At 65.0% G+C, this 26,681-nt stretch carries 25 protein-coding genes; 9 read left to right on the top strand and 16 right to left on the bottom strand.

Annotation, left to right across the window (positions count from 1 at the left end; genetic code table 11):
- Positions 1-87 precede the first annotated feature (87 nt).
- The 4 genes from E4P29_RS04405 to hrcA form a co-directional block, all read right to left on the bottom strand.
- Positions 88-843 (bottom strand): prolyl oligopeptidase family serine peptidase, encoded by a 756-nt coding sequence (locus E4P29_RS04405; RefSeq protein ID WP_135042263.1) that lies wholly within the window; start codon positions 841-843, stop codon positions 88-90.
- Positions 840-1,613 (bottom strand): 16S rRNA (uracil(1498)-N(3))-methyltransferase, encoded by a 774-nt coding sequence (locus E4P29_RS04400; RefSeq protein ID WP_032390960.1) that lies wholly within the window; start codon positions 1,611-1,613, stop codon positions 840-842. The genes E4P29_RS04405 and E4P29_RS04400 overlap by 4 nt, the downstream gene beginning before the upstream one ends.
- Before the next feature lie 3 nt (positions 1,614-1,616).
- Positions 1,617-2,774 (bottom strand): molecular chaperone DnaJ, encoded by a 1,158-nt coding sequence (gene dnaJ, locus E4P29_RS04395; protein WP_027497501.1) that lies wholly within the window; start codon positions 2,772-2,774, stop codon positions 1,617-1,619.
- Between the two features lie 94 nt (positions 2,775-2,868).
- Positions 2,869-3,912 carry a heat-inducible transcriptional repressor HrcA gene (gene hrcA, locus E4P29_RS04390; RefSeq protein WP_027497502.1) on the bottom strand — a complete coding sequence of 348 codons (1,044 nt, stop codon included), beginning with the start codon at positions 3,910-3,912 and terminating at the stop codon, positions 2,869-2,871.
- Between the two features lie 133 nt (positions 3,913-4,045).
- Between hrcA and E4P29_RS04385 the strand changes: the two genes are divergently transcribed.
- Positions 4,046-4,351 carry a type II toxin-antitoxin system VapB family antitoxin gene (locus E4P29_RS04385; RefSeq protein ID WP_027497503.1) on the top strand — a complete coding sequence of 102 codons (306 nt, stop codon included), beginning with the start codon at positions 4,046-4,048 and terminating at the stop codon, positions 4,349-4,351.
- A 42-nt stretch (positions 4,352-4,393) separates the two neighbouring features.
- On the opposite strand, the gene hemW is transcribed toward E4P29_RS04385, so the two are convergent.
- The gene (hemW, locus tag E4P29_RS04380) at positions 4,394-5,605 is read right to left on the bottom strand and encodes a radical SAM family heme chaperone HemW (protein WP_032384593.1); all 1,212 of its coding nucleotides are present in this window, start codon (positions 5,603-5,605) and stop codon (positions 4,394-4,396) included.
- Between the two features lie 364 nt (positions 5,606-5,969).
- Here hemW and E4P29_RS04375 point away from each other — a divergent pair, with 364 nt between their 5' ends.
- The 5 genes from E4P29_RS04375 to E4P29_RS04355 are packed head-to-tail and all read left to right on the top strand — an operon-like array spanning position 5,970 to position 11,413.
- Complete coding sequence (locus E4P29_RS04375; RefSeq protein WP_032374560.1) at positions 5,970-7,688, top strand: nitrite/sulfite reductase; 1,719 nt, start codon at positions 5,970-5,972, stop codon at positions 7,686-7,688.
- A complete protein-coding gene (locus E4P29_RS04370) occupies positions 7,685-8,395 on the top strand; it encodes a phosphoadenylyl-sulfate reductase (RefSeq protein WP_032368442.1) in 711 nt (236 codons plus the stop codon). The genes E4P29_RS04375 and E4P29_RS04370 overlap by 4 nt, the downstream gene beginning before the upstream one ends.
- Positions 8,392-9,336, top strand: coding sequence for a sulfate adenylyltransferase subunit CysD (cysD, locus tag E4P29_RS04365; RefSeq protein WP_027497507.1), 945 nt, complete (start codon positions 8,392-8,394; stop codon positions 9,334-9,336). The genes E4P29_RS04370 and cysD overlap by 4 nt, the downstream gene beginning before the upstream one ends.
- Positions 9,336-10,676 (top strand): GTP-binding protein, encoded by a 1,341-nt coding sequence (locus E4P29_RS04360; protein WP_135042261.1) that lies wholly within the window; start codon positions 9,336-9,338, stop codon positions 10,674-10,676. The genes cysD and E4P29_RS04360 overlap by 1 nt, the downstream gene beginning before the upstream one ends.
- Positions 10,673-11,413, top strand: a complete 741-nt coding sequence (locus E4P29_RS04355) for a sirohydrochlorin chelatase (protein WP_135042259.1) — start codon at positions 10,673-10,675, stop codon at positions 11,411-11,413. The genes E4P29_RS04360 and E4P29_RS04355 overlap by 4 nt, the downstream gene beginning before the upstream one ends.
- A 23-nt stretch (positions 11,414-11,436) precedes the next feature.
- Here the strand turns inward: E4P29_RS04355 and E4P29_RS04350 are convergent, their stop codons facing one another.
- The 6 genes from E4P29_RS04350 to E4P29_RS04330 form a co-directional block, all read right to left on the bottom strand.
- Positions 11,437-12,477, bottom strand: a complete 1,041-nt coding sequence (locus E4P29_RS04350; RefSeq protein WP_135042257.1) for a sulfate ABC transporter ATP-binding protein — start codon at positions 12,475-12,477, stop codon at positions 11,437-11,439.
- On the bottom strand, positions 12,477-13,277 hold the full coding sequence (gene cysW, locus E4P29_RS04345) for a sulfate ABC transporter permease subunit CysW (protein WP_135042255.1): 801 nt from the start codon (positions 13,275-13,277) through the stop codon (positions 12,477-12,479). Before cysW ends, E4P29_RS04350 begins: the two co-directional genes overlap by 1 nt.
- Positions 13,274-14,167: a sulfate ABC transporter permease subunit CysT gene (gene cysT, locus E4P29_RS04340; RefSeq protein ID WP_167735373.1), complete on the bottom strand. Its 894-nt coding sequence runs from the start codon at positions 14,165-14,167 to the stop codon at positions 13,274-13,276. The genes cysW and cysT overlap by 4 nt, the downstream gene beginning before the upstream one ends.
- Positions 14,168-15,190, bottom strand: coding sequence for a sulfate ABC transporter substrate-binding protein (locus E4P29_RS04335; RefSeq protein WP_135042253.1), 1,023 nt, complete (start codon positions 15,188-15,190; stop codon positions 14,168-14,170).
- A gap of 197 nt (positions 15,191-15,387) precedes the next feature.
- On the bottom strand, positions 15,388-15,477 hold the full coding sequence (locus tag E4P29_RS26585) for an Ms4533A family Cys-rich leader peptide (protein ID WP_310180897.1): 90 nt from the start codon (positions 15,475-15,477) through the stop codon (positions 15,388-15,390).
- Positions 15,478-15,626: 149 nt separating this feature from the next.
- Positions 15,627-15,857 carry a hypothetical protein gene (locus tag E4P29_RS04330; protein WP_135042251.1) on the bottom strand — a complete coding sequence of 77 codons (231 nt, stop codon included), beginning with the start codon at positions 15,855-15,857 and terminating at the stop codon, positions 15,627-15,629.
- Positions 15,858-15,951: 94 nt separating this feature from the next.
- On the opposite strand from E4P29_RS04330, the gene E4P29_RS04325 reads away from it, so the two are divergent.
- Positions 15,952-17,997, top strand: a complete 2,046-nt coding sequence (locus E4P29_RS04325) for a glycoside hydrolase family 15 protein (protein WP_135042249.1) — start codon at positions 15,952-15,954, stop codon at positions 17,995-17,997.
- A 10-nt stretch (positions 17,998-18,007) separates the two neighbouring features.
- Here E4P29_RS04325 and E4P29_RS04320 read toward each other — a convergent pair whose 3' ends face one another.
- Entirely contained in the window at positions 18,008-19,015 is a 1,008-nt protein-coding gene (locus tag E4P29_RS04320) for a nitronate monooxygenase (RefSeq protein WP_135042247.1), read from the bottom strand.
- A 132-nt stretch (positions 19,016-19,147) separates the two neighbouring features.
- Between E4P29_RS04320 and E4P29_RS04315 the strand changes: the two genes are divergently transcribed.
- Positions 19,148-20,506, top strand: coding sequence for an HNH endonuclease signature motif containing protein (locus E4P29_RS04315; RefSeq protein ID WP_135042245.1), 1,359 nt, complete (start codon positions 19,148-19,150; stop codon positions 20,504-20,506).
- A 118-nt stretch (positions 20,507-20,624) separates the two neighbouring features.
- On the opposite strand, the gene lepA is transcribed toward E4P29_RS04315, so the two are convergent.
- Complete coding sequence (gene lepA / locus E4P29_RS04310) at positions 20,625-22,466, bottom strand: translation elongation factor 4 (RefSeq protein ID WP_027497517.1); 1,842 nt, start codon at positions 22,464-22,466, stop codon at positions 20,625-20,627.
- Positions 22,467-22,621: 155 nt separating this feature from the next.
- Between lepA and E4P29_RS04305 the strand changes: the two genes are divergently transcribed.
- Positions 22,622-23,191, top strand: coding sequence for a type II toxin-antitoxin system PemK/MazF family toxin (locus E4P29_RS04305; protein WP_048318614.1), 570 nt, complete (start codon positions 22,622-22,624; stop codon positions 23,189-23,191).
- Positions 23,192-23,239: 48 nt separating this feature from the next.
- On the opposite strand, the gene E4P29_RS04300 is transcribed toward E4P29_RS04305, so the two are convergent.
- From E4P29_RS04300 to E4P29_RS04290, 3 genes are read right to left on the bottom strand one after another with little or no spacing between them, the layout of a single operon-like run.
- Entirely contained in the window at positions 23,240-24,070 is an 831-nt protein-coding gene (locus E4P29_RS04300) for a transglutaminase family protein (RefSeq protein WP_135042727.1), read from the bottom strand.
- Positions 24,071-24,078: 8 nt separating this feature from the next.
- On the bottom strand, positions 24,079-25,053 hold the full coding sequence (locus tag E4P29_RS04295; protein ID WP_135042243.1) for an alpha-E domain-containing protein: 975 nt from the start codon (positions 25,051-25,053) through the stop codon (positions 24,079-24,081).
- Entirely contained in the window at positions 25,054-26,607 is a 1,554-nt protein-coding gene (locus E4P29_RS04290) for a circularly permuted type 2 ATP-grasp protein (protein WP_245154181.1), read from the bottom strand.
- Between the last annotated feature and the right edge of the window lie 74 nt (positions 26,608-26,681).

Raw genomic sequence — 26,681 nt, 5'->3', positions numbered from 1 at the left:
TCGACCGGTGACGCTGATGTTGTCGAACGCGTCCGTCAGGTCGCGCTCGGACCAAGTTTAACGCCGCAGGATCGATGCGCATTCCTATTACCCACGGCGCTCGCCCAGGACGGCCTCGAGCGAGAGCGCCCAGCACCGCGAATCCGGGTTCAGGAAGGCGAAGTGGTCCTCGCCCGGCACGATCGCCGGCTCCGCGTCGTCGCCCGCGGCTCGTGCGGCCTCGACGTACCTCGAGCTCTGCGAAGCCGGGACCTTAAGGTCATCGGATCCGTGCAGACAGATCGTCGGGATGCCGATGGGTAGTCGGGCCAGGGGTGAGGCCGACCGGTACAGCTCGGGCTCGTCTTCGTAGCGGGCCTGCAGTAGGGCCTCGACCGCCGGATTGGTACGTCCCGACGCCCCGCGCGGCTCCAGATCGAGGACACCCGCCTGCGAGACGATGCGCGACGGCCGGACCGTCGTGTCGGTTTCGCCGCCGAGCCACACGGCCAGGTGTCCGCCCGCCGAGTGCCCGATGACGCGGACATCGTCGACACCGACCGGGGCATGGTGCTGCACCACCCCGGCCACGGCGTCGAGTGCGGCGCGCACGTCGGCCTGCATCTCTGGCCAGTGCCCGCCCGCACCGACACGTCGGTACTCGATGTTCCAGGCGACCGCGCCGGCTCCGGCGACAGCCCGGGCGAACTGGGTTCCCAGGTTCGACGCGTACTGCCCACTCCAGAATCCACCGTGCACGATCACGACCACCGGTGTGGCGGGCGTGACCGGCGCGGACTGCAGATAGAGGTGACCGAACTGTTCCGGATGCTCGCCGTACGCGATCTTGATGCGAACGCTCATGCGTTCGGAAAGTCGGGCGGAAGTTGCGCCCACCGCGTCGTCAGAACGCCCAAGGCTCCCAACGCGACGGCTCCGGCCGTCGAGGTTCGCAGCACCGTCGGGCCCAGCACCACCGGGGTCGCGCCTGCCTCGGTCAGAGCCGCGATCTCTCGGTCGTCGAGGCCACCCTCCGGTCCGACGACGATCGCGACCTCGGGCACCGAATCGAACGGCAGGTCGCGAAACGCCGAGGTGGCTGCTTCGTGCAGCACGGCGACGATGCCGCCGCCCGCCACGATGCGGTTCACGAGGGCGTACACCGAGCGTGAATCGTGCAACTCGGATACCTCGGGGATGTATGCGCGACGCGATTGCTTGGCCGCCTCGGCGGCGGTGCTGCGCCAGCGCGCGACCCCCTTGGTCGCCTTGGGCCCTTCCCAGCGAGCGACGCATCGCGCCGACTGCCACGGCACCACGGCGTCGATCCCGGCCTCGGTGGCCAGCTCGATCGCCAGTTCGGAGCGGTCCGCCTTCGGCAACGCCTGAACCAGCGTCACCGTGGGCGTGGCTCGCGGCATGTCCGTGCGCGACTGCACCGTCAGTTCGAGTCGGTTCTTCTCGGCACCGACGACGACCGTGTCGGCCAGACCGCCGGCACCGTCACTGAGCAGCAGCCGCTCGCCGACTCGGATCCGCCGCACGGTCGCGGCGTGATGACCTTCTTTGCCGTCGAGCACGGCGAGCTCTCCCACGGCCGGCAGCGGCGTGAGATAGAAGACCGTGGGGGCCATGAATCAGCGCCCGCTGAAGGCTTCCCGCAACCGCGAGAACAGGCCACCGCTGTGCGCCGAACCGGTGGTGACGACCTCCGCCGAATCGCGGTCGCGCATGGTCTTGAGCTGTTCGAGCAGGTGGGTCTGCTTGCTGTCCAGCTTGGTCGGCACGATGACCTCGAGGTGGGCGTGCAGGTCACCGCGGATACCGGAACGGAGCTTGGGCATCCCGTGCCCGCGCAGCACCGTCGTCGAGTTCGGTTGTGTCCCTTGCTCGATCGAGATCTCGGTCGGGCCGTCGATGATGGCGTCGACCGTCACCGACGTCCCGAGTGCCGCGTCGACCATCGGGACGCGAACGGTGCAGTGCAGATCGTCGCCGTCACGGACGAACACCTCGTGCTGCTGCTCGACGATTTCCACGTAGAGATCGCCTGCGGGGCCGCCACCCGGCCCGACCTCGCCCTGCGAGGCCAACCTGATGCGCATGCCGTTGCTGACGCCGACCGGGACCTTCACCGAGATGTCCCGACGCGAACGCACCCGGCCGTCGCCGCCGCACTTGCGGCAGGGGTCCGGGATGGTCTCGCCCGCACCGCGGCAGGTGGGGCACGGACGGCTGGTCATGACCTGGCCGAGGAACGAGCGCTGCACCGACTGCACTTCGCCGGCACCGCCACAGGTCTCGCACCGAACGGGCTTGGAATCGCCGTTGGTGCCCGAGCCGGTGCACAGGTCGCACAGGATCGCCGTGTCGACGGTGATGTGTTTGGTGACGCCGGTGGCGCATTCGTCGAGGGTGAGTTTGGTTCGCAGCAGCGAATCGGCTCCGGGTTGTACGCGTCCCTTGGGTCCGCGCTGTCCACCGCCTGCGCCACCGCCGAAGAACGCTTCGAAGACGTCGCCGAGGCCGCCGCCGAATCCGGCACCGCCGAATCCGCCGCCACCACCGCCGCCGCCTTGCTGCAAAGGATCGCCGCCGAGGTCGACGATCCGACGCTTCTCCGGATCGGAGAGCACCTCGTATGCGGTGGAAATGTCCTTGAACCGGGCCTGTGCGGCCTCGTCCGGGTTCACGTCCGGGTGCAACTCTCGCGCCAATTTGCGGTAAGCGCGTTTGATCTCCTGGTCCGTCGCCTGCTGGCCGACGCCCAAAGTCCCGTAATAATCCCGTGCCACGTCGTCTCTTTCGTCCTAGAAGATGAATCTCGTTCGTTGATGCTGTGTCGCGGCCGCTGTGCCCCCGCGGCCGACGATGGGTCGTGGGCTCGTGTCAGCGCTCGGCCAGGACCTCGCCGATGTACCTGGCAACCGCCGCGACCGACGCGATTGTTCCTGGATAGTCCATTCGGGTGGGGCCGAGAACGCCCATCCCTCCCAGGACCATGCCAGCAGAGCCGTATCCGGTGGAAATCACCGATGTTCCGCGCATCTCCTCGACCTGCGTCTCCTCGCCGATACGCACGGTGACGGTGCGGGTGTCCTGCGTCACGGCGAGCAGCTTGAGTACCACCACTTGCTCTTCCAGCGCTTCGAGTACCGCTCGGAGCGATCCCGGAAACCCTGCGTCGCCCGCGAAGTCCGCCGCGTTGCGCGTCAGATTGGCCGTCCCGCCGAGAACCAGCCGCTCCTCGGGATGTTCGACGAGCGATTCCACCAGCACCGTGGCCGAACGAATCATCGCGTCACGCAGGGCGGGAGGTGCATTCTCGGCCAGCTCGGCCACGGCTGCGGACGCCGCCGCCAGCCGCTTGCCTTCCAGTGCGCCGCCGAGCAACCGCCGCAACTGGGCCAAGTTCTCGTCGTCGATGACGTCACCGAGTTCGACGATGCGCTGATCGACCCGGCCGGAGTCGGTGATGAGCACCAACAGCAGCCGAGCCGGTGTGAGAGCGACGACCTCCAGATGTCGAACCGAGGACGCCGACAGCGTCGGGTACTGAACCACGGCCACCTGCCGGGTCAGCTGAGCGAGCAGTCGAACCCCACGGCGCAGCACATCGTCGAGGTCGACGCCGTTCTCGAGAAACTCCAGAATGGCGCGACGCTCGGCCGCTGACAACGGCTTGACGTCGGCGATCCGGTCCACGAACTGGCGGTAGCCCTTGTCGGTCGGCACCCGCCCGGAGCTGGTGTGCGGTTGGGCGATGTAGCCCTCTGCCTCGAGGACAGCCATGTCGTTACGCACGGTCGCACTCGACACACCCAAGTTGTGACGCTCGACAAGAGCACGCGATCCGACGGGCTCCTGAGTGGACACGTAGTCCGCCACGATCGCTCGCAGAACCTCGAACCGCCTGTCGTCGGTGCTCGACATCGGTGCCCACCTCCGTTCTCGTTGCCAATCGTCGCTCGAGTCTAGTAGCCGAGGAACGCATGCTCGTGCAAGGCCTTACTGTGGTCCGAGTGGAAACTGTCTTTCGATTCGGTCCAGCGGTTCGAGGCTCGCGATGATCTTCAAGGGTGTACGAGACGGAAAGCCCTACCCGGAGCACGGCCTGTCCATCAGGGACTGGTCGAGAATTCCTCCACGCCAACTGCGTTTGGACGAGATCGTCACCACCACCAAGGTGCTCGAACTCGACCGGTTGTTGTCCGAGGACTCCACCTTCTACGGCGACCTGTTCCCCCACGCTGTGCAGTTCCGAGGCGTCATCTACCTCGAGGACGGTCTGCACCGCGCTGTCCGGGCCGCGCTGCGCAGTCGAACGGTGTTGCACGCCAGAGTGTTCGACTACGACGCCCTGGGAGCCTGAGGGTTCGAAAGCCTGAGAACACTGCAGCCTGAAACAGATCGTTCAGGCCGCGGCGATGGTGCGCACCACGGCGTCGGCGAGCAACCGGCCGCGGTCGGTCAGCACGAGGTGATCGCCTCGCTGCACCATCAACCCGTCCGCCACGGTCTGCTCGGCGGCTGCGAGCTCGGTCGGCCCCAGCAGACTCATCGGCACTCCTGAGCGCAGACGCACGGTCAGCATCAGTTCTTCGAGATGACGATCCTGCGCGGTGAGCAGCTCACTGCCCTGCACCGGCAACTCGCCCGCGGCGAGCCGATCGGCGTAGGTGGCCGGGTGTTTGACGTTCCAGAATCGCGTGCCGCCGATGTGGCTGTGCGCTCCCGGCCCGGCACCCCACCAATCGCCGCCGTCCCAGTAGCCGATGTTGTGCCGGCAACGCGCATCGGCATCGGCGGCCCAGTTCGATACCTCGTACCAGGACAGGCCTGCCGCGTTCATGGCCGTGTCGATGCGCTCGTATCGGCTCGCCAACACGTCGTCGTCGGGTGCGGGCAACTCACCTCGACGCACCTTTCGCGCCATGGCGGTGCCGTCCTCGACGATCAGTGCGTACGCGGAGACATGGTCGACACCCGCGTCGAGCACCGCAGCGAGGGACTGGTCGAGATCGCTGTCTCGCTCGCCCGGCGTTCCGTAGATGAGGTCGAGGTTCACGTGCTCGAAGCCGGCTGCGGACGCTTCCTTCGCTGCGGCCACCGCTCGCCCCGGAGTGTGGGTGCGATCCAGAACCGCCAGAACGTGCGGCGCCGCGGACTGCATGCCCAACGACACCCGAGTGAACCCGGCGTCCCGCAGCCGCTCGAAGAATGCAGGCGACGTCGATTCCGGGTTCGATTCCGTGGTCACTTCCGCACCGTCGGACAGCCCGAAGCTCGACCGGACCGCGCCCAATACGTCTGCGAGGCCGTCGCCGCCGAGCAACGACGGCGTCCCACCTCCGACGAAGACTGTGTCGGCCGTCGGTACACGACCCGTGCCCGTTCCGATCAGGTTCGCCGCAGCGTCGAGTTCTCTGCGCAGACCCTCCAACCAGGACTGCGGCGACGCCGATGTGCCCAGCTCCCCGGCCGTATACGTATTGAAGTCGCAGTACCCGCATCGCGTGGCGCAGAAGGGCACATGCACGTAGATCCCGAACGCACGTTCCCCCACTCCGTCGAATGCGCCGGACGGCAGCTCGAAGACTGAGGAGGTATCGACGACGGTATTCACGGACTCCAGTGTCCCAGAGTTCACCGGCGACCCGATCCACGCGCCGCCCAGGGCGTTGTGCACGCACGACTCGCACCCTGCCAGCCTATTTACCGGAATTTTGGGGTAAATAGGCCGCCGCGGTCGGCACCCGGTCGATGACGTGGCACAATGGCACCCGTGACCGACTCAGGAATTCAACTCGTGGCGCGCCGCCACGTCGATCTCGGCCGTGTCTGCAGCGCGTCGTGTCGACACACGACCGGCTGCTGACCCAGCCCTCCTTGGAGCAAGTCCATTCGATCCACCGGTTCCGCACCATCTCGTGAGCGCTCTTCTGCGCAACGATCGGAGCCGGCCCGCACCGAAGATGCAGGAGCATTGCATGTCGTCGACCAGCGACGCGACCACCGACGCTGCCTCCGCCACACCGCGAGAGCGAGCGCCGCGGCCGACCAAGCGTCGCGCCGAAGGCCAGTGGGCTCTGGGCTATCGAGAGCCGCTCAACGCCAACGAGCAGTCCAAGAAGGACGACAACCCGCTCAACGTGCGCGCCCGCATCGAGAACATCTACTCGAAGCAGGGTTTCGACAGCATCGACAAGGGCGATCTGCGCGGCCGGTTCCGCTGGTGGGGTCTCTACACCCAGCGTGAACAGGGCTACGACGGCACCTTCACCGGTGACGACAACATCGACCTGCTCGAGGCGAAGTACTTCATGATGCGCATCCGGTGCGATGCCGGTGCATTGAATCTGGAGCAGCTGCGTACTCTGGCTCAGATCTCGAAGGAGTTCGGTCGCGACACCGCAGACCTCTCCGATCGCGAGAACGTCCAGTTCCACTGGATCGAGGTCGAGAACGTCCCCGAGATCTGGCGTCGGATCGAGGCAGTCGGCCTGAAGACGACCGAGGCGTGCGGAGACTGCCCCCGTGTGGTGCTCGGTTCCCCGCTGGCAGGTGAAGCGGTCGACGAGATTCTCGACCCGACGTCGGCCATCGACGAGATCGTCGAGCGCTACATCGGCAAGCCCGAGTACTCGAACCTGCCACGCAAGTTCAAGACCGCGATCTCGGGTCTGCAGGACGTAGTGCACGAGATCAACGACGTCGCCTTCATCGGTGTGAACCACCCCGAGCACGGACCAGGACTCGACCTGTGGGTCGGCGGCGGCCTGTCCACCAACCCGATGCTCGCGCAGCGCGTCGGAGTCTGGGTTCCGCTCGCGGACGTTCCCGATGTGTGGGAAGGCGTCGTCTCGATCTTCCGTGACTACGGCTACCGCCGGCTTCGCACCAAGGCGCGCCTGAAGTTCCTCATCAAGGACTGGGGCATCGAGAAGTTCCGCCAGGTTCTCGAGGACGAGTACCTGCACCGCAAGCTCATCGACGGCCCGGCTCCCGAGAAGCCCGCTCGGCCCCGTGATCATGTCGGGATCCAGAAGCTCAAGAACGGGCTCAACGCCGTCGGTGTCGCGCCCATCGCGGGTCGCGTGTCCGGCACCATCCTCGCGGCCGTCGCCGACGCCGCCGAGAAGGCCGGGTCGGATCGCGTCCGATTCACGCCGTATCAGAAGCTGATCGTGCTGGATGTTCCGGACGAGACGCTCGAGCAGCTGATCTCGGACCTCGATGCGCTGGGCCTACCGGCTCGCCCCTCGCATTGGCGCAAGAATCTGATGGCGTGCAGTGGCATCGAGTTCTGCAAGCTCTCGTTCGCCGAAACCCGCAAGCGCTCACAGGTTCTCGTCCCCGAGCTCGAAGAGCGCTTGTCCGACATCAACAGTCGACTCGACGTTCCGATCACGATCAACATCAACGGTTGCCCCAACTCGTGCGCGCGGTCGCAGATCGCCGACATCGGGTTCAAGGGACAGTTGGTCGACGACGGGGACGGGAATCAGATCGAGGGTTTCCAGGTTCACCTCGGAGGCAGCCTCGGCCTGGACAGTGCGTTCGGCCGAAAGTTGCGTCAGCACAAGGTCAACAGCTCCGAGCTGGGAGATTACATCGACAGAGTGGTGCGCAATTTCGACAAGCACCGCGAAGACGGCGAACGGTTCGCTCAATGGGCCGTGCGAGCAGACGAGGCGGATTTGCGATGAGTACCAGACTGAATTTGACGGTCGACCAGCTGAAGGACATCGCCGAGCGCGGTGCCCGCGAACTCGACGGCGCAAGCCCGCTCGAGTTGTTGCAATGGACCGAGGACACCTTCGGTAGCGACTTCATCGTCGCCTCCAACATGCAGGACGGGGTTCTCGTTCACCTCGCTGCACAGGTTCATCCCGGAGTGGACGTGTTGTTCCTCGACACCGGTTACCACTTTGCCGAGACCATCGGAACGCGCGATGCCGTCGAGGCGGTTTACGGCGTACACGTCGTCAACGCCCGCGCCGAGAAGACTGTCGCAGAACAGGATGCGATCGACGGCAAGGACCTGTTCGCCCGCGAACCGAACCGCTGCTGCGCGATGCGCAAGGTGGCGCCGCTGAAGAAGGAACTGGCGAACTACAGCGCGTGGGTCACCGGCATCCGGCGAGTCGAGGCCCCGACGCGCGCCAACGCTCCGTTGATCTCGTTCGACGACGCGTTCGGCCTGGTGAAGATCAACCCGATCGCACCGTGGTCGGACGAGGAGATGCAGGCCTACATCGACGAACATTCGATCCTGGTCAACCCTCTCGTCGACGAGGGATATCCGTCCATCGGGTGCGCACCGTGCACCGTCAAACCTGCCCCCGGAGCCGACCCGCGCAGCGGTCGTTGGGCCGGCAAGGCCAAGACCGAATGTGGGTTGCACGCCTCATGACACTCGACCTCACGACGGCGACCGTCGGACGCACCCATCTCGATGCAGATCGGTTCGACACCCTCGACGCACTCGAATCCGAAGCCATCCACATCTTCCGAGAGGTGGCCGGCGAATTCGAGCGCCCCGTCATCCTGTTCTCGGGCGGCAAGGACTCCACCGTTCTGCTGCACCTGGCCATCAAGGCGTTCTGGCCCGCTCCCCTGCCGTTCGCGCTGCTGCACGTCGACACCGGGCACAACCTGCAGGAGGTGCTGGATTTCCGCGACCACGTGGTTGCGAAGTACAACCTGCGCCTGCACGTGGCCAGCGTCGAGGAGTACCTCGCCGACGGACGTCTCACCGAGCGCCCCGACGGCATCCGCAACCCTCTGCAGACCGTTCCTCTCCTCGACGCGATCTCCGAGAACCGGTTCGACGCCGTGTTCGGCGGTGCCCGACGCGACGAGGAACGCGCCCGCGCCAAGGAGCGAATCTTCTCGCTGCGCAATGCATTCGGGCAGTGGGAGCCCAAGAAGCAGCGCCCGGAACTGTGGAACCTGTACAACGGCAAGCACTCCCCCGGCGAGCAGGTGCGCGTGTTCCCGCTCAGCAATTTCACCGAACTCGACATCTGGCGCTACATCGCTCGCGACGACGTGGAGTTGGCCAGCATCTACTACGCCCACCAGCGCCCGGTGTATCAGCGCGACGGCATGTGGATGACGCCGGGCGTCTGGGGCGGACCGGCCGAAGGTGAAGAGTTGCAGACACTGTCGGTGCGCTACCGCACCGTCGGCGACGGATCCACCACCGGCGCCGTCCTGTCCGAGGCTGCCGACAATCAGGCAATCCTGGCCGAGGTCGCCGCGTCCAGGCTGACCGAACGCGGAGCCACTCGCGGCGACGACCGCGTGTCCGAGGCTGCCATGGAAGATCGCAAACGAGAAGGATACTTCTGATGAGCAGCACGGGCATATCCAATGGTCATTCCGCAGGCTCCACTCGCGGCACTCAGCTTCTTCGCCTCGCCACCGCGGGCAGCGTCGACGACGGCAAGTCCACTCTCGTCGGACGGCTGTTGTACGACACCAAATCCGTTCTGGCAGACCAGATCGACGCCGTGACGCGCGCGTCCGTGGACAAGGGTCTGGCCACACCGGACCTGTCCCTCCTCGTCGACGGTCTGCGCGCGGAACGCGAACAGGGCATCACGATCGATGTCGCCTACCGCTACTTCGCGACGCCGCAGCGCTCGTTCGTTCTCGCCGATACCCCCGGACACGTGCAGTACACCCGCAATACCGTCTCCGGTGCGTCGACCGCCCAGCTGGTCATCCTGCTCGTCGATGCCCGTAAAGGCGTGATCACCCAGACCCGCAGGCACGCCGCCGTTCTGGCTCTGCTCGGTGTTCCGCGCCTGGTGCTCGCCGTCAACAAGATCGACCTGGTCGAGGACCCCGCGACGGTATTCGCCGACATCTCGGCGGAATTCAACTCCCTGACCTCCTCGCTCGGATGGTCCAGCGAGGACGTCATCGAAATCCCCGTCTCGGCGTTGCACGGCGACAACGTGGCAGTGAAGTCCGACAAGACCCCGTACTACGACGGTCCCACCCTCATCGAGCACCTCGAGTCGGTCCCGGTGGACGCCGAACCGCACCGGGTCGGTCTACGCTTCCCCGTGCAGTACGTGATCCGGCCGCGCACAGCGGAATTCCCGGACTACCGCGGATACGCCGGACAGGTCGCAGCAGGCTCCGTCGACGTCGGCGACGAGGTCGTCATCCTGCCCTCGGGTACCCGAACGACAGTGGAGCGCATCGACACCGCGGACGGCGAGCTGCGCACGGCGCATGCGGGCCGCAGCGTCACCCTGGTGCTGGCCGACGATGTCGACGTCTCGCGCGGCGACACCATCGCCTCCCCGCAGGACGCACCGGAGCCGATCGGCGATTTCGAGGCCACCGTGTGCTGGCTCGCCGAGAAGCCGCTTCGCCCGGGCGCTCGTCTGCTGCTCAAGCACGGCACTCGGACCACCCAGGCCATCGTCGGGGCTCTCGTGGAGCGGTTCGACGAGCAGGACCTCACTGCACACGAAGGTCCGGAGTCGTTGGAACTCAACGAGATCGGACGTATCTCTGTTCGCGTCGCCGAACCCATCGTGGCGGACGACTACGCCGTCAATCGGCACACCGGCAGCTTTTTGCTGATCGATCCGGCCGGTGGCAACACACTGGCGGCCGGCCTGGTGGGTAACGCACTGGCTGCTGTCGAGCTGGGGTCGGCAGTTCCGGCGTGACGGCTCTGCTCGCGGTGGCGCACGGCAGCCGCGATCCCCGCTCGAGCGAGACGATCCACCGCGCCGTCGACGTCCTGCGTCGACGGCGTCCGGATCTCGACGTTCGCGTCGCGTTTCTCGACCTCACCGAGCCCGGTGTCGGGCAGGTACTCGACGAGCTGGCCGATGCAGGGCATGTTCGCATCGTCGCGGTTCCGCTGTTGTTGGGCAGTGCTTTTCACGCCCGAGTGGACCTGCCTGCATTGTTGGCCGAAGCGCGGGTACGGCATCCGCACGTATCGGTCGGTCAGTCCGAGGTGCTGGGCGACGATCGACTTCTCGTCGACGCCGTTCGTGACCGTGTCCTCGACACCGGCGCGGCGCTCGGCGATTCGACCGTCGGAGTCGCCTTGGCTGCCGTCGGATCGAGCGATTCCTCGGCGAACGACCGTAGCCGCCGAGTGGCGAACGTACTGATGTCCGGCACCGGCTGGGCGGGAGTTGTCACCTGTTTCGCCACGTCCGTCGATCCGTCTGCACTGGACGCGGTCGCGCAGTTGCATGCGCTGGGAGCCACCCGGATCGTGGTGGCTCCCTGGTTCCTGGCACCCGGAAGACTCACCGACCGCATCTCACAGGTGCTGGACGGCGTCCCGAACGTGACGTATGCCGATGTCCTGGGCCCTCATCCGGCAGTGGCCGAGCTCGCCTCCCGGCGGTACGACGCAGCTCTCGTGCACGATCGCTCGATCGCGTAGCACGAAGAGCCCTGCTCGTCCGATCAGTGCACCGGAGCCGATTCGGTTGCATCCGTGATCGTCGGCACCCGGGTCGCACGGACGTACACCGTTTCACCCTCGTGCAACCCCAGCGCCTCGCTGTCGCCGCGTGTGATCTGCGCCGCGAACAACTCGCCGGTAGCCGCGTTCTTCAGCTCGACCTTCACCTCGAAGCCGAGGCGTACGACCCGTTCGACGACGGCGCGCGTCACCCCGGCAGATTCTGCCGTGCCACTCGCCTGCGCCTGCGCCAACGACGGGTCGCGTCCGACACGAATGTCGTGCGGGCGCACCAGAAGTCCATTCAGCCTGGCCACCTGACCGAGGAACGACATCACGAAGTTGTTGGCAGGGCGATCGTAGAGATCCTCCGGGGTGCCGACCTGTTCGATTCTGCCCTTGTTCAGCACCGCGATTCGATCGGCGACGTCGAGCGCTTCTTCCTGGTCGTGGGTCACCAACACGGTGGTGACGTGCACCTCGTCGTGCAATCGACGCAGCCACGTCCGTAGATCTGCGCGCACCTTGGCATCGAGGGCCCCGAAGGGCTCGTCCAGGAGGAGAACCTGCGGGTCGACGGCGAGTGCACGTGCCAGCGCCATGCGTTGACGCTGTCCTCCGGACAGCTGCGCCGGGTAGCGGCCTTGGAAACCGGCCAGACCGACGATCTCGAGCAGTTCGTCGACCTTCTTGGCGATTTCGGCCTTGGGGCGCTTGCGGATCTGCAATCCGAACGCAACGTTGTCGCGCACCGTCAGGTGTTTGAACGCGGCGTAGTGCTGAAACACGAACCCGATCTCGCGACGCTGCGGGCTCACCCAGGTGACGTCCTGGCCGGCCAGCACCACTCGGCCCGTATCGAGCTGCTCGAGGCCTGCGATCGATCGAAGCAGCGTGGACTTGCCCGAGCCACTGGGTCCGAGCAGCGCCGTCAACGAGCCCTTCGGGATGTCGATGCTGACGTCGTCGAGGGCTGCGAAATCGCCGTAGCGCTTGTTCGCGCCGACCACGGAGATCTCGATCTCGGAAGATGTCTCGGTCATTACTTCGTCCTCTTCTTGTCGAGCACCGTCATCAGCAGCAGCACGATGACGGCAATCGCCATGAGCAGTGTGGACGCTGCATATGCGCCCTGCTGATTGAAGTCCTCGTACCGTGAATTGACCAGCAGGGTGAGCGTCTGGGAAATGCCGGGCAGGTTGGTGGAGACCATGATGACCGCGCCGAATTCTCCGAGCGAACGCGCGACGGTGAGCACCACGCCGTAGGTCAGTCCCCAGCGGATGGCAGGCAACGTGATTCGCCAGAACGTCTGCCAGGTACTCGCACCCAGGGTCGAGGCAGCCTCTTCCTGCTCTTCACCGATCTCGTACAGGACCGGTTCCACCTCGCGAACGACGAACGGCAAGGTAACGAATATCGTCGCGATCACCATGCCGGGCAGTGCGAAGATGATCTTGAAACCGAGGCTTTCGATGCCACCGAACCATCCGTTGGCACCCCAGAGCAGGATGAGCGCGACGCCGGTGATGATCGGCGACACCGCGAACGGCAAGTCCACGATCGCTTCGAGTATCCCCTTGCCGCGGAACCGTCCGCGTACCAATGCCAACGCCGTGACGATTCCGAATACGACGTTGATGGGAACCACGACAGCCACGATCAACAGCGACAGTTGGAGAGCGGATTGCGCGGCGGGAGTGGTGATCTGCTCCCAGAACGCCACCACTCCGTCCTCGAACGTGCGGAACAGGATGGCACCGAGGGGGAACAGCACGAGCACGGCGAGATAGATCAGTGCGACGGCACGCAGGGACAGTTTGATCGGGAGACCGATTTTCACGAGATCTGCTCTTCCCGTCTGGCCAACCTGTTGCCGACGATGCGGAGCACGAACAGCACAGCGAAGGCGATTGCCAACAGCACCACGGAGATTGCGGCTGCATCGATCGGGCGGTCGTACTCGATGAGTTCACGGATGTACTGCGAAGCGACCTGCGTGTCGTTGGGGATATTGCCGCCGATCAACACCACCGACCCGAATTCGCCGATGGCGCGGGCGAACGCGAGCCCGCCGCCCGAAAGCACAGCCGGAAGCAACACCGGCAACACGATGCGCCGAAAGATGGTCCAGTTGTTCGCACCCAGCGATGCGGCCGCCTCCTCGACATCCTTGTCGAGTTCGATCAGCACCGGCTGCACCGCACGCACCACGAACGGGAGCGTGACGAACAGCAGCGCCACGATCACCGCGGGCTTGGTGGCGTTGAACACGATGCCGATCGGACTCGACGGTCCGTACAGCGACAGCAACACCAAGCTCGCCACGATCGTCGGCAGCGCGAACGGCAGGTCGATCAGGGCATTGACGAAACGCTTGCCGGGAAACTCGTCTCGCACCAGAACCCACGCGATCAGAGTGCCGAGAAAGAGGTTGATCACGGCGGCGGCCACGGACACCAGCAGAGTCACCTTGAACGTGGCGATGGCACGTGTCTCGGTGACCGCATCCCAGAAACCACCGAGGCCGCCGTCGAACGACTGAACCGTCAACGCCGCCAACGGCAGCAGCACGATGACACTGAGCCACAGAACGGCGACACCGAGGCCCAGCGGACCCACCGAACCGGGGCCCCGGAACTTGCGACCTTCCCGACCAGCACGAAACCGAGGTGTCGCACTGGGCGGGACGATCGAACCCGGGGCTTCGGGTTCACCGGTCGACGACGACATCTACCGAGTACTTTCCTGGTAGATCGTCGCAATTGCGCCGTTGTCTCCGAACAGGTCGGCGTCGACCTGAGTCCAGCCGCCGAGATCATCGATGGTGTACAGCTTTTCGGGCGTGAAGAACTTGTCCGAGTATTCGGAGGCGATCTCCGGGTTGGTCGGCCGGAAACCCGCTTCGGCCCAGATCTTCTGGCCTTCGTCGGAGTAGACGAAATCGTTGAGTGCGTTGGCACGCTCGAGGTTCGCACTGCTGTTGATCACTGCCACCGGGTTGTCGATGCGGAAGGTGACGGGGACATCCACGTGCTCCACCTTCTGTCCCTGCTCCTCGATGAGCAGTGCCTCGTTCTCGTAGCTCAGCAGCGCGTCGCCCTGTCCCTGCAGGAACGCTTCGGTTGCGGCGCGGCCGGATTCGGGCTGCACAGGGAAGTGATCGGCGACGAGCGTACGGACGAAGTCGAGACCGGCCTGCTTGTCCTGGCCACCGTTGCTCTTGGCGGCGTACGGCGCGAGCAGGTTCCACTTCGCCGATCCGGAGCTGAGGGGGCTCGGGCTGATAACCTGAACGTCGGGCTTGATCAGGTCGTCCCACGTCTTGATGTTCTTCGGGTTGCCCTCGCGGACGACGATGGTCACCACCGAGCCGAACGGCACCCCGCCGTACGCGTTCTGGTTCCAGTTCTCGTCGACCTTGCCCGCCTTCACGAGTCGAGTGACATCCGGCTCGACGGAGAAGTTGACGATGTCCGCAGGCGCGCCGTCGGCGACCTTGCGCGACTGGTTTCCCGAGGCGCCGTAATCGGCGTTGATCGCCGTACCTTTTCCGTCCTCGGTGGCCGCGAACGCCGGACCGATTGCGTCCCAGCCGTTCTTCGGCACTGCGTAGCCGACGAGTGTCAGTGCCGGACCGCTGGCAGTATCCGACCCGCCCCCGACGACATCGCTGGAACCGCCGCCGCAGGCGGTGACCAGAAGAGTTCCCACAGCTGCGAACGTGGTGAGCAGATAACGAGAACGATGCCTCATTGCGAAAGGCCTTTCATGGTGGTGTGACGATGAGGAAAGAACACAAGACACGCAAGGAGTTTCGCGCTGAACGCCGCAGCAGTCAGGACCCGGCCGACGAAGCAGTGAACTGGCGGCACGGACTCCGGTCCGTCTTGCGGACACACTGCGCTACGCGGCGACGGTGGATCGACGAAACCGATTCGCGAAGGAAAGAATCAACAACAGTCGATATCGGCGACTGCCAGCATGCCGACAGCAATCAACGCCAACTGGTGGCGGACGCGGTACTCGGCGGCAGAAGACACGGTCAGGAATCTAGCAGAGGTTCCGAACCGACTCTAATCAGAGGAGTCGTGCACGTGCACGAGGCGTAAGAATCAGCGAGTGATCAACCACGCGATGACGACCAACGCCAGCAGCGCGAGCAGAGCCCATGTCACCCGAGACCGCGGCATTACAGTCCATCCTTCGTCGTAGACGTCGAGGCCGAGAACTCGGCCTCGCGTGCTGCGCTGGCGTCACGGCCCAACACGCGCAGGATCACTGCCAGCACGCGATCGAACACCCGAGCCGAGACGAACGCAACAGGAACGAGCACCGCGAGCACGACCACCGACTGCGGAACGAACGGCAGGCCCGTCACCCACAGCTCGACGCCGTCCCACCACCGCGCGAACGATTCCATCCTCGCAGCTTAAACCAGGCCTTCACCCGAGCCGCGCCACGCCGAGTGCAGCCTCTCAGTGGACGGCTGCCACGGATCGGTCGATGATTACGCCATGACGGCATTCGATGAGGTTTCGCCCGTGCCCCCGGTCGCCGAGGAGCCGGCCATGGGCTCAGGACATCCAGGCCTGGGCGGAACGGAGGTCCAAGGTGCGTTGGGCAGCACCGATGCGCCGGTGTCCACGTTGGTCTCTTATCGCAGCGCGTTCCCGCCCATCGACGACTACGCATTTCTCTCGGACTGCGAGACGACGTGCCTCATCGCCCGAAACGGCTCCGTCGAGTGGATGTGTGTGCCCCGGCCGGATTCCCCCAGCATCTTCGGAGCGATTCTCGATCGAAGTGCCGGCCACTTTCGAGTCGGCCCCTACGGTCAGTCGGTCCCTGCGGCGCGGCGCTATTTGCCCGGCGGCCTCATCGTGGAGACGACCTGGCAGACCGAGACCGGGTGGCTCATCGTGCGTGACGCGTTGGTGATGGGCCCCTGGCACAACACCGATCAGCGTTCTCGAACTCACAAGCGCGCACCGAGCGACTGGGATGCAGAGCACATCTTGCTCCGTACCATCAAATGTGTCAGCGGCACAGTCGAATTGGAGATGAGCTGCGAGCCCGCCTTCGACTACCATAGGGCACCCGCGACATGGGAGTACACCGGCAAGGTGTACGAGGAGACCACCGCGACCTGCGAGGCGAGCGCCGACGGCGACCAGCCCACCCTGAAATTGACCACCAATCTTCGGATCGGCATCGAGGGCCGCGAAGCACGCGCGCGAACCCGAATGACGGAGGGCGACAACATCTTCGTCGCGCTGTCGTGGTCCGATCTTCCCGCACCCCAGACGTTCGAGGAAGCGGCCAGCAAGATGTGGCAGACCTCGGAATGCTGGCGGCAGTGGATCACAATCGGCCGATTCCCCGATCATCCGTGGCGCGGCTACCTCCAGCGCAGCGCTCTGACCCTCAAAGGACTGACCTACGCACCCACGGGAGCACTGCTCGCCGCGTCGACCACGTCGCTACCCGAAACACCGGGCGGAGAACGTAACTGGGACTATCGCTACACCTGGGTCCGCGACTCGACATTCGCTCTGTGGGGTCTGTACACGCTCGGACTGGACCGTGAAGCCAACGACTTCTTCGCGTTCATGTCCGACGTGGCGACGACGGCGAACGGCGAGGTCAATCCGCTGCAGGTGATGTACGGCATCGGCGGAGAGAAGACCCTCGACGAGAGCGAGCTTCCGCACCTGTCCGGATACGACGGCGCGCGGCCGGTGCGCATCGGCAACGGGGCCTACGACCAAGAGCAGCACGACATCTGGGGCACCATGCTCGACTCGGTGTACCTGCACGTCAAGTCGCGCGAGCACGTCCCGGAATTCCTGTGGCCGCTGCTCAAACGACAGGTCGAGGAAGCGATCGCGAACTGGCGCAAACCGGACCGTGGCATCTGGGAGGTGCGCGGCGAACCGCAGCACTTCACGTCTTCGAAGCTCATGTGTTGGGTCGCGCTCGATCGCGGAGCCAAGCTCGCCGATATCCACGGCGAGAAGGACTACTCGGACCAGTGGAACGAGATCGCGGACGAGATCAAGGCCGACATTCTCGAGAACGGCACCGACTCGCGCGGAGTACTGACCCAGCGCTACGGCGACCCGTCGCTCGACGCGTCGTTGCTGCTGGCACCGCTGCTGCGATTCCTGCCGGCCGACGACGAGCGAATCCGCGCCACAGTGCTCGCCATCGCCGACGAGTTGACCGAGGACGGCTTGGTTCTGCGCTACCGAACCGACACCACCGACGACGGCTTGGCCGGCGAGGAAGGCACGTTCACGATCTGCTCGTTCTGGCTCGTGTCCGCTCTGGTGGAGATCGACGAACTCCCGCGCGCCAAGCACCTGTGCGAACGACTGCTCGCCTACGCGAGCCCGCTCAAGCTCTACGCCGAAGAGATCGACCATCGCACCGGCCGTCACCTCGGCAACTTTCCGCAAGCATTCACGCACTTGGCGTTGATCAACGCAGTGGTGCACGTCATCCGAGCCGAGGAAGCCCAGGCATCGGGACACTTCCAGCCCGCCCACGCCAACCCCTGAGCTGTCTGGTTCAGCGGCCGAGTTGCCTCGCCCATTCGGCGACCAGCTCGGCCGCCGGTTTCGCCTGAGCGCGGCGATAACCGGTCCCGGCCCACATCGACAGTCCCGACGGGTCACCCGCTGCTGCGGCCTTCGCGCGCATCGGCGCGGTCAGGTAATGCAGATCGGGATACGCCAGCGGAGCGGCTTCGGAGTTCTCGCGCATGAACTCGTTCACCAAGCCTCGCGCAGGACGACCCGAAAACGCCTTCGTCACGGCGGTACCCGACGCACTGGCCAGCTGCTCGCGGTGCACAGGCTTCGTTCCTGCCTCGGGAGTGTTCAGAAACGCAGTACCCAGCTGAGCTGCATGCGCGGCACCCGAATCCAGCAGCGGCGCAATATCGTTGCCGTCCATGAGCCCGCCGGCCGCGATACGGGGCAGATCCGAGATTCCACGTACGGCGACCAGCAACTCCGTCAACGGCTCCTCCGGAGCCGACCCGTCGAACGTGCCTCGGTGTCCGCCCGCCTCGGGCCCCTGCACCACCAGCGCGTCCACACCATTCGCGGTGGCGATCGACGCATCGGAGGCGGTTGCCACCGTTGCCCACACTTCGGTTCCCACGGAATGCAACTGGGCAACCTCGTCGGCATCGAAGGTGGCGAATGTACTCGACACCACCGGCACCGGATGGGCAATCAGCCAGGCGAATTTCTCCGGGTAGTAATCATCGCGGCGTTTCAGCACGCCGGGTTCGGCGTCGAATCGCTCGAACCACGGTGCCAGATGCTCGGCGTAAGAGTCGACGTTCGCGCCCGACGGCTCCTCGGGTAGGAAAAGATTGACCCCGAACACCAGACCCCGCATCGAATCTACCTGCGCGGCAAGGGCATCCGGCGTCAACAACGCGCCGGCGATCATTCCGAGTCCGCCGGCCTCGGACACAGCCCGGGCGAGCTCGGGAGTACTCGGACCGCCCGCCATGGGCGCACCGACAACGGGAACACGCAATTTCTTCAGGATCGGCGTCGTCACAGATTCGAAATGTACTCTCCGTCCGATACCACGGACCACCGACAGGTTTCGATTCACGAATCATTCTGCGCAGCAATAGTTTTCGACTTGATCATAATTGCGTGTCGAACACCCGTTCGATACACTTGATCCATGACCACGGAGATCTGGCAACTGAGCGAGGCAGAACTCCTCGCCGACGCTGCCGCGGTCTCCCACCGGATCCAACTGCTCGAAGCACGACGGATTGCTCTGGTCGCCGACATCGACACCCGCGTCAGCCGAGAGAAGCTCGGGTTCCCCGGACCCGCCGGCTGGCTCACCTCCACCACCCTTCTCTCACCGTCCAAAGCCACCAAGATCGTCGCCCTCGCCCGCGGCATGAAGAACTTCCCCGACATCGCCGACGCCGTGAACACCGGCGTCATGTCCGTCGACCACGCCGCCCTGATCCTCACCTTCGCCGAAACACCCCCGAAGAACCTGTCGGAAGAGGGTCGCGATGTCGCACGTAAAGCTCTGATCGCCGCCGCCACCGGACCCGAAGCCCGCACCAGCCGCATCCGCGCAGCCATCACCAGGTTGCAGGACACCTTCGGCAACAACAAGCCACCCGCCGAAGACACCGACCGCAACGAACTCTTCGCCTCCACAACCCTGAACGGGCGCCTGGTGCTCAAAGGCGACTTCGACGCGATCACCGGAGAGAAACTCCTCACCGCACTCTCCCCGCTCACCGAACCCCACCCCGCCGCCGACGGCACCGAGACACTAAAAGCCGGAGACGACCGCAGCCCCGCCAAGAGACGAGCCGACGCCTTCGGGCACATCCTCGACCGCTACCTCGCCTCCAGCAACAGACCCACCGAAGGCGGCGAAAAACCACACATCAACCTGCACATCCGACTACAAGACCTCCAAAGCCAGAACAGTCAGAACAACAGCGACATCACCGACGACGAAACCACCCGCGCCGCAGCAGAATCCGACAACGACGAAGCCAACGCCGACGGTGGCGGCGGCGATCCAGTCGCCGCCGACCGCGGCGCGTATCGGGACCTGTTCGGTGACGGCACGTCGGTCGGGTGGCTGCCCTGGATGGGGCCCCTCTCCCGCAACACCTCCCGCCAACTCGCCTGCGACTGCCTACTCACCGCCATCGTCATGGACGAGAACGGCAACCCACTCAACCTCGCCCGCACCGCACGCACCGTCACCGCCAAACAGAAACGCGCATTGACTGCCCGCGATCACGGCTGCGCGTTCCCCGGCTGCGGCAAACCCGCCGCCTGGACCGAAGGCCACCACATCTGGCACTGGGCCGACGGCGGCCCCACCGACATGAACAACCTCGTCCTACTCTGCGGATTCCACCACCGACTCATCCACCACAGCGACTGGGAAGTGTTCATCGCCGCCGACCAGCACCCCTGGTTCGTACCCCCGGCCACCGTCGACCCCAACCGACAACCCCGACAATCCCACGCCCGAGCCGGCCCCCACATCGCCTGAACCCCACGCAAAACACACACCAGCCCCACACAAACACACCAGCCCCGCACCGAGAACACGGTGCGGGGCCGGAACAGGTTGCGTTACAACGACTTCGGAGAGCGGAGGTTACGTCCGGCTACTTCTTCGGCTTGTCCGACGAGGACTCCGAGGACAGTGCCGCCACGAAGGCTTCCTGCGGAACCTCGACCCGTCCGATGGTCTTCATTCGCTTCTTGCCTTCCTTCTGCTTCTCGAGCAGCTTGCGCTTACGGCTGATGTCGCCGCCGTAGCACTTGGCAAGCACGTCCTTACGGATGGCGCGGATGTTCTCACGGGCAATGATGCGAGATCCGATAGCAGCCTGAATCGGCACCTCGAACTGCTGCCGCGGAATCAGTTCCTTGAGCTTGGTCGTCATCTTGTTGCCGTAAGCAGCGGCAGCATCCTTGTGGACGATCGCCGAGAACGCGTCCACGGCCTCGCCCTGCAGCAGGATGTCGACCTTTACCAATGCACCGCTCTGCTCGCCGATTTCCTCGTAGTCGAGGCTGGCGTATCCCCGAGTACGTGACTTCAGGATGTCGAAGAAGTCGAAGATGATCTCGGCCATCGGGATCGTGTAGCGCAGTTCGACGCGGGTCTCCGACAGGTAGTCCATACCGCCGAGCTCGCCCCGTCGACCCTGACACAGCTCCATGATCGAGCCGATGAACTCGCTCGGCGAGATGATGGTGCACTTGACCATGGGTTCGAATACTTCCCGCGCCTTGCCCTCGGGCCAGTACGACGGGTTGGTGACGATGTGCTCGGCACCGTCCTCCATTTCGACGCGGTAGACCACGTTCGGTGAGGTCGAGATCAAGTCGAGGTTGAATTCACGCTCGAGCCGCTCGCGGGTGATCTCCATGTGCAGCAACCCGAGGAAGCCGCAGCGGAAGCCGAACCCGAGAGCCACGGAGGTCTCCGGCTCGTAGGTCAGGGCCGCGTCGTTGAGCTGAAGCTTTTCGAGGGCGTCGCGCAGGTCCGGGTAGTCCGAGCCGTCGAGTGGGTAGAGGCCCGAGTAGACCATCGGACGTGGCTCGCGGTAACCGGTCAGCGGCTCGGTCGCGCCCTTGCGGAACGTGGTGACGGTATCGCCGACCTTGGACTGACGGACGTCCTTGACACCGGTGATCAGGTACCCCACCTCGCCGACGCCCAGGCCCTTCGTGGCCTTCGGGTCCGGCGACACGATGCCGACTTCGAGCAACTCGTGCGTCGAGCCGGTCGACATCATCGTGACCTTCTCACGAGGGTTGAGTGCGCCGTCGACCACTCGGACGTAGGTCACGACGCCGCGGTAGGTGTCGTACACCGAGTCGAAGATCATCGCGCGGGCCGGGCCGTCGGGATTGCCCACCGGGGCCGGCACCAGCTTGACGACCTCGTTGAGCAGTTCCTCGACGCCCACTCCGGTCTTGCCGGACACTCGCAGCACATCGTCGGCCTCGCAACCGATGATGTGCGCGATCTCGGCGGCGTAGCGATCCGGGTCGGCAGCGGGGAGGTCGATCTTGTTGAGCACCGGGATGATGGTGAGTTCTTTGTCGAGAGCCAGGTAGAGGTTGGCCAGTGTCTGCGCCTCGATGCCCTGAGCAGCGTCGACGAGCAAGACAGCACCTTCGCACGCTTCGAGCGCGCGGGACACCTCGTACGTGAAGTCGACGTGGCCGGGTGTGTCGATGAGGTGCAGAACGAATTCTTCGCCGTCGACGACCCAGGGCAGACGCACGTTCTGCGCCTTGATGGTGATTCCGCGTTCGCGCTCGATGTCCATCCGGTCCAGATACTGCGCACGCATCGACCGGTCGTCGACGACGCCGGTGAGCTGCAACATCCGGTCTGCCAACGTCGACTTACCGTGGTCGATGTGGGCAATGATGCAGAAGTTCCTGATCCTGGACGGATCGGTGAACGTCGTGTCGGCGAAGCTGGGCACTCGTATCCTTCGGCTGGCGTGTTCGAAATGAGCGAACGGGTTTCCCTATCGTCCCACGAGCGGAACGGTGCGGCGTCCCCGGCTGTCCGTCGTGGCTGGTCCCCCCGGTGAGTCAGGGCGGTTTGTAGCGCTGCCGCCGTGGCTACACTCGCCGCATGGCTGGCAACTGGAGCAGATTCGGCAAGGAACTGGGCAAGATCGCGATGCGCGAGGGCCCGAGGCTACTGCGTCAACTACAGAACTCCGGTGCGCTGCAGAAGGGCAAGGACGCGATCTCCGGGAGCGCGTCGCGCACACCGGCTCCTGCACCTCGCCCCGGCCGTCCGGTGGCATCGCAGACCAGGCCGACCGCCCAACGGGCGCGGACCGTCGAGTACTCCCCCGATTTGGACGGCAAGGCCGATCCGGGTGAGATCGTCTGGACCTGGGTCACCTACGAGGAAGACGCCACTCAGGGCAAGGACCGCCCGGTGCTGGTCATCGGGCGTGAGGGCAACGATCTGCTCGGTCTGATGCTGTCGAGCCAGAGCAGCCGCGACGGTGACCGCGACTGGCAGTCGATCGGATCCGGTGCGTGGGACGCCGAGGGGCGACCGAGCTGGATCCGTCTGGACCGAGTTCTCGACGTGCCCGAGGACGGCATTCGTCGCGAAGGCGCAATCCTCGGTAGAGCTCAGTTCGAGTCCGTGGCAGACCGGTTGCGCCGGGACTACGGCTGGAACTGACCTCGTGCGCGTTGTGCGTAGCCACAGCTACGCACAACGCGCACGACGCTAGGCCAGCCGGGTGATCTCCACGACCACGTCGAGAGCCGTCGAACCACCGCCGGAGAAGATGCCCTTGAGCGGCGGAACGTCGGCGTAGTCACGGCCCAGTCCGACCGACACGTGCTGCTCGTTGACGGCGATCGCGTTGGTCGGGTCGTACCCCCACCACGCGCCGGTCCAGGCCTCGATCCAGGCATGGGACTGGCCCTCGACCGTCGCACCGATCGCGGCCTGCTTCTTCGGATGCAGATAGCCCGAGACGTACCGACTGGGGATGCCGACGCTGCGCAGCATCAACAGCGTCAGGTGGGCGTAGTCCTGACAGACACCCTTCTTCTCCGACCAGGCCTCCACCGCCGAGGTGTGCACACCGGTGGTGCCGGGAACGTACGACATCTCCTGGTTGACCCAGTTGGAGATCTCGACGACCGATTCCTGCGGCGGCAGGCCCTTGGACAGCTTCTTCGCAACCGATGCGAGCTGCCGGTTCTTCGGCACGTAGACGGTGTTGTCGAGTACCTCGTTGAAGCGGTCGGTGATCGGGTCGCTGGCCAGCTCTTCCCATGAGGCGTTCTCGTCGGGGTAGACGAAGGGGTCGGTCTCGACCACGGACGAACCGGTCACTTCGAGCTCGGTGTGCGGGGCGTGCAGGTCGAATGCCGTCACCGCCGTTCCCCAGTAGTCGGTGTACCGGTACGAGCGGGTCACCGGGTTGGTCTCGACTCGGTTCAGAATGACGTTCTGCCGGTTGTCACTTCGCGGCGTCAGTCGAGCTTCGTTGTACGACGACGTCACCGGTGCGTCGTACTGATAGCCCGTGGTGTGCACGACACGCATACGCCAGCTCACAGTTCACCTTCCAATTGATCTTCGTATGTGCCGGACCCGGCATCGGTCCACGCCACCCACGGCGCGGCGTGGAAGTACTGCTTCGAGATCGCCTCGCCGAGTTCGCGGCAGGTTTCCTGCAAGGCCAGTAGCCGATCCTGCAAGTCATCGAGAATTGCACCGGGACGCAGGAATTCGAGCTCGCTTCGAGCGCGACCCAGTAGGCGCTGCGCCTCTGCGCGGGCACCCACGCGACTGTTCGGCTGATGATCGAGCTGATCGAGCGACCGTTCCGCCTCGGTCAACGCGTAGAACACCGAACGCGGAAACAGCCTGTCCAGCAACATGAATTCGAGCACGCGCTGTGCGTCGAGCGCTCCACGGTAGGTTCGCAGATACGTATCGTGTGCCCCCGCCGAACGGAGCACCGTCACCCATGCAGGCGAGGATGGACGGTCACCCGCACGCGAGAGCAGCAGACGCACGATCATGTCGATGCGTTCCACCGACCGGCCCAGCAGCAGGAATCGGTAGCCGTCGTCGTGGCTGAGAGTGGAATCCGCCAGCCCGGCGAACATCGCGGCGCGTTCCTCGATGTAGCTGAAGAACTCGTGCGGACCGGTGCGCTTGGACGCGCGAATACGATCGTTCAGCCCGTTGTACGTCGTGTTCAGGCACTCCCACATCTCACTGGACGTGACTTCGCGTGCACCACGGGCATTTTCGCGTGCACTCGACAAGGAGTCGACGATCGAGCCGAGTCCGTCGCGGCTGAACGCCACCAGTTCGGTCAGCGACCACACATCGAGCGATACGTCGGGTTCGTGCTGAAAACCGAGGACTCGAAGCAATACTCTCGAGATGTGGTCGGGATCGACTGTCGCGTCTTCGAGCAACTGGTGGACGGTGACATCGAGGATGCGGGCCGTGTCGTCGGCTCGCTCGACATACCGTCCGATCCAGTAGAGCGACTCTGCGTTGCGCGCGAGCATTTACTGTTCACCGCCGTTCGAGTCGAAGTTCTCAACAGCCTGTTGCTGCTGCTGCTGCTGCTGCTGCTGCTGCTGATCCATCGTCAGCTCGGGTCCTTGCTCGACCATCGGCGACTCCGGCGGAACGCTGACGATCTCGTCGCCGGCGAGCTCCTGCTCCTCCTGCGACGTACGGGTGGCGAGCACCCAGGTGTCCTTGCTGCCGCCGCCCTGGCTGGAGTTGACCACCAACGATCCCTCCGGCAACGCGACTCGGGTCAAGCCGCCTGGCAACACCCAGACGTCGTCGCCGTCGTTGACTGCGAACGGACGGAGGTCGACGTGCCGGGGCACGAGACGATCGCCGATCTTCGTCGGAACGGTCGAGAGTTGCACGACGGGCTGCGCGATCCAGCCGCGAGGATCCGCGCGCACCTTCTTGCTGATGGTGGCCAGTTCTTTCGGCGACGCGTCGGGGCCGAACACGATCCCGTACCCGCCCGATCCCTCGACCGGCTTGATGACCAGTTCGTCGATACGGTCGAGCACTTCCTCGCACTCGTCGTCCAGCCAGCAGCGGAACGTGTCGACGTTGGCCAGCAGGGGCTTCTCGCCCATGTAGTAGTCGATGATCGTCGGCACGTAGGTGTAGACGAGCTTGTCGTCGCCGACGCCGTTTCCAACGGCGCTCGAGATGACGACATTGCCCGCCCGGGCGGCGTTGACGAGGCCTGCCACCCCGAGGACGGAATCCGGCCGGAACTGCATGGGGTCGAGGTAGTCGTCGTCGATGCGTCGGTAGATGACGTCCACCTGGCGCTCACCCTCGGTTGTGCGCATGTAGACGATGTTGTCTCGGCAGAAAAGATCGCGGCCCTCGACGAGTTCGACGCCCATCAATCGCGCGAGCAACGAATGCTCGAAGTATGCGGAGTTGGCCACACCCGGGGTGAGGACGACCACGGTCGGGTCGGCCTCGTTGAGGGCGGCGGCGGAGCGCAGAGCGCGCAGCAGGTGCGAGGCGTAGTCGCCGACGGCACGCACGCGGTGACTTGCGAACAGGTCCGGGAACACCCGGGCCATGGTCCGGCGGTTCTCCATGACGTAGGAGACGCCCGAGGGTGAACGCAGGTTGTCCTCGAGGACTCGGAACGTGCCCTGCGCGTCACGGACGAGGTCGATTCCGGCGACGTGGATGCGCACGCCGTTGGGTGGGGTGATGCCGACGGCCTCGCGGTGGAAGTGCTCGCACGAGGTGATCAGCCGTTTCGGAACGACGCCGTCTCGCAGGATTTCCTGGTCTCCGTAGATGTCGGCGAGAAACATCTCGAGAGCCTTGACGCGTTGCTTGATGCCGCGTTCGAGACGCGACCACTCCCCTGCTGCGATGACCCGGGGCACCTGGTCGAGCGGGAACGGGCGTTCTTGGCCGGACAGCGAGAACGTGATGCCCTGGTCGACGAACGCGCGACCGAGCGCATCCGATCTGGCGTCCAGATCCACTGCGTTCGCCGGGGCGAGCGCCGTGTGGATTCCCTTGTACGGCGTTCGGGTACGTCCGTCCGAGTCGAACATCTCGTCGAAGGCGAGGCTGTACTTTCCGACATCGGAGTACCCCCCGAACACCCCGTCTACATCGGGTCCGACAC

Origin of the sequence: Rhodococcus sp. 1R11, from assembly GCF_004563845.1 — a bacterium.
Taxonomy (GTDB): Bacteria; Actinomycetota; Actinomycetes; order Mycobacteriales; family Mycobacteriaceae; genus Rhodococcoides.
The sequence above is the reverse complement of the archived record's forward strand: the minus strand, read 5'-3'. Positions and strand labels throughout refer to the sequence as shown.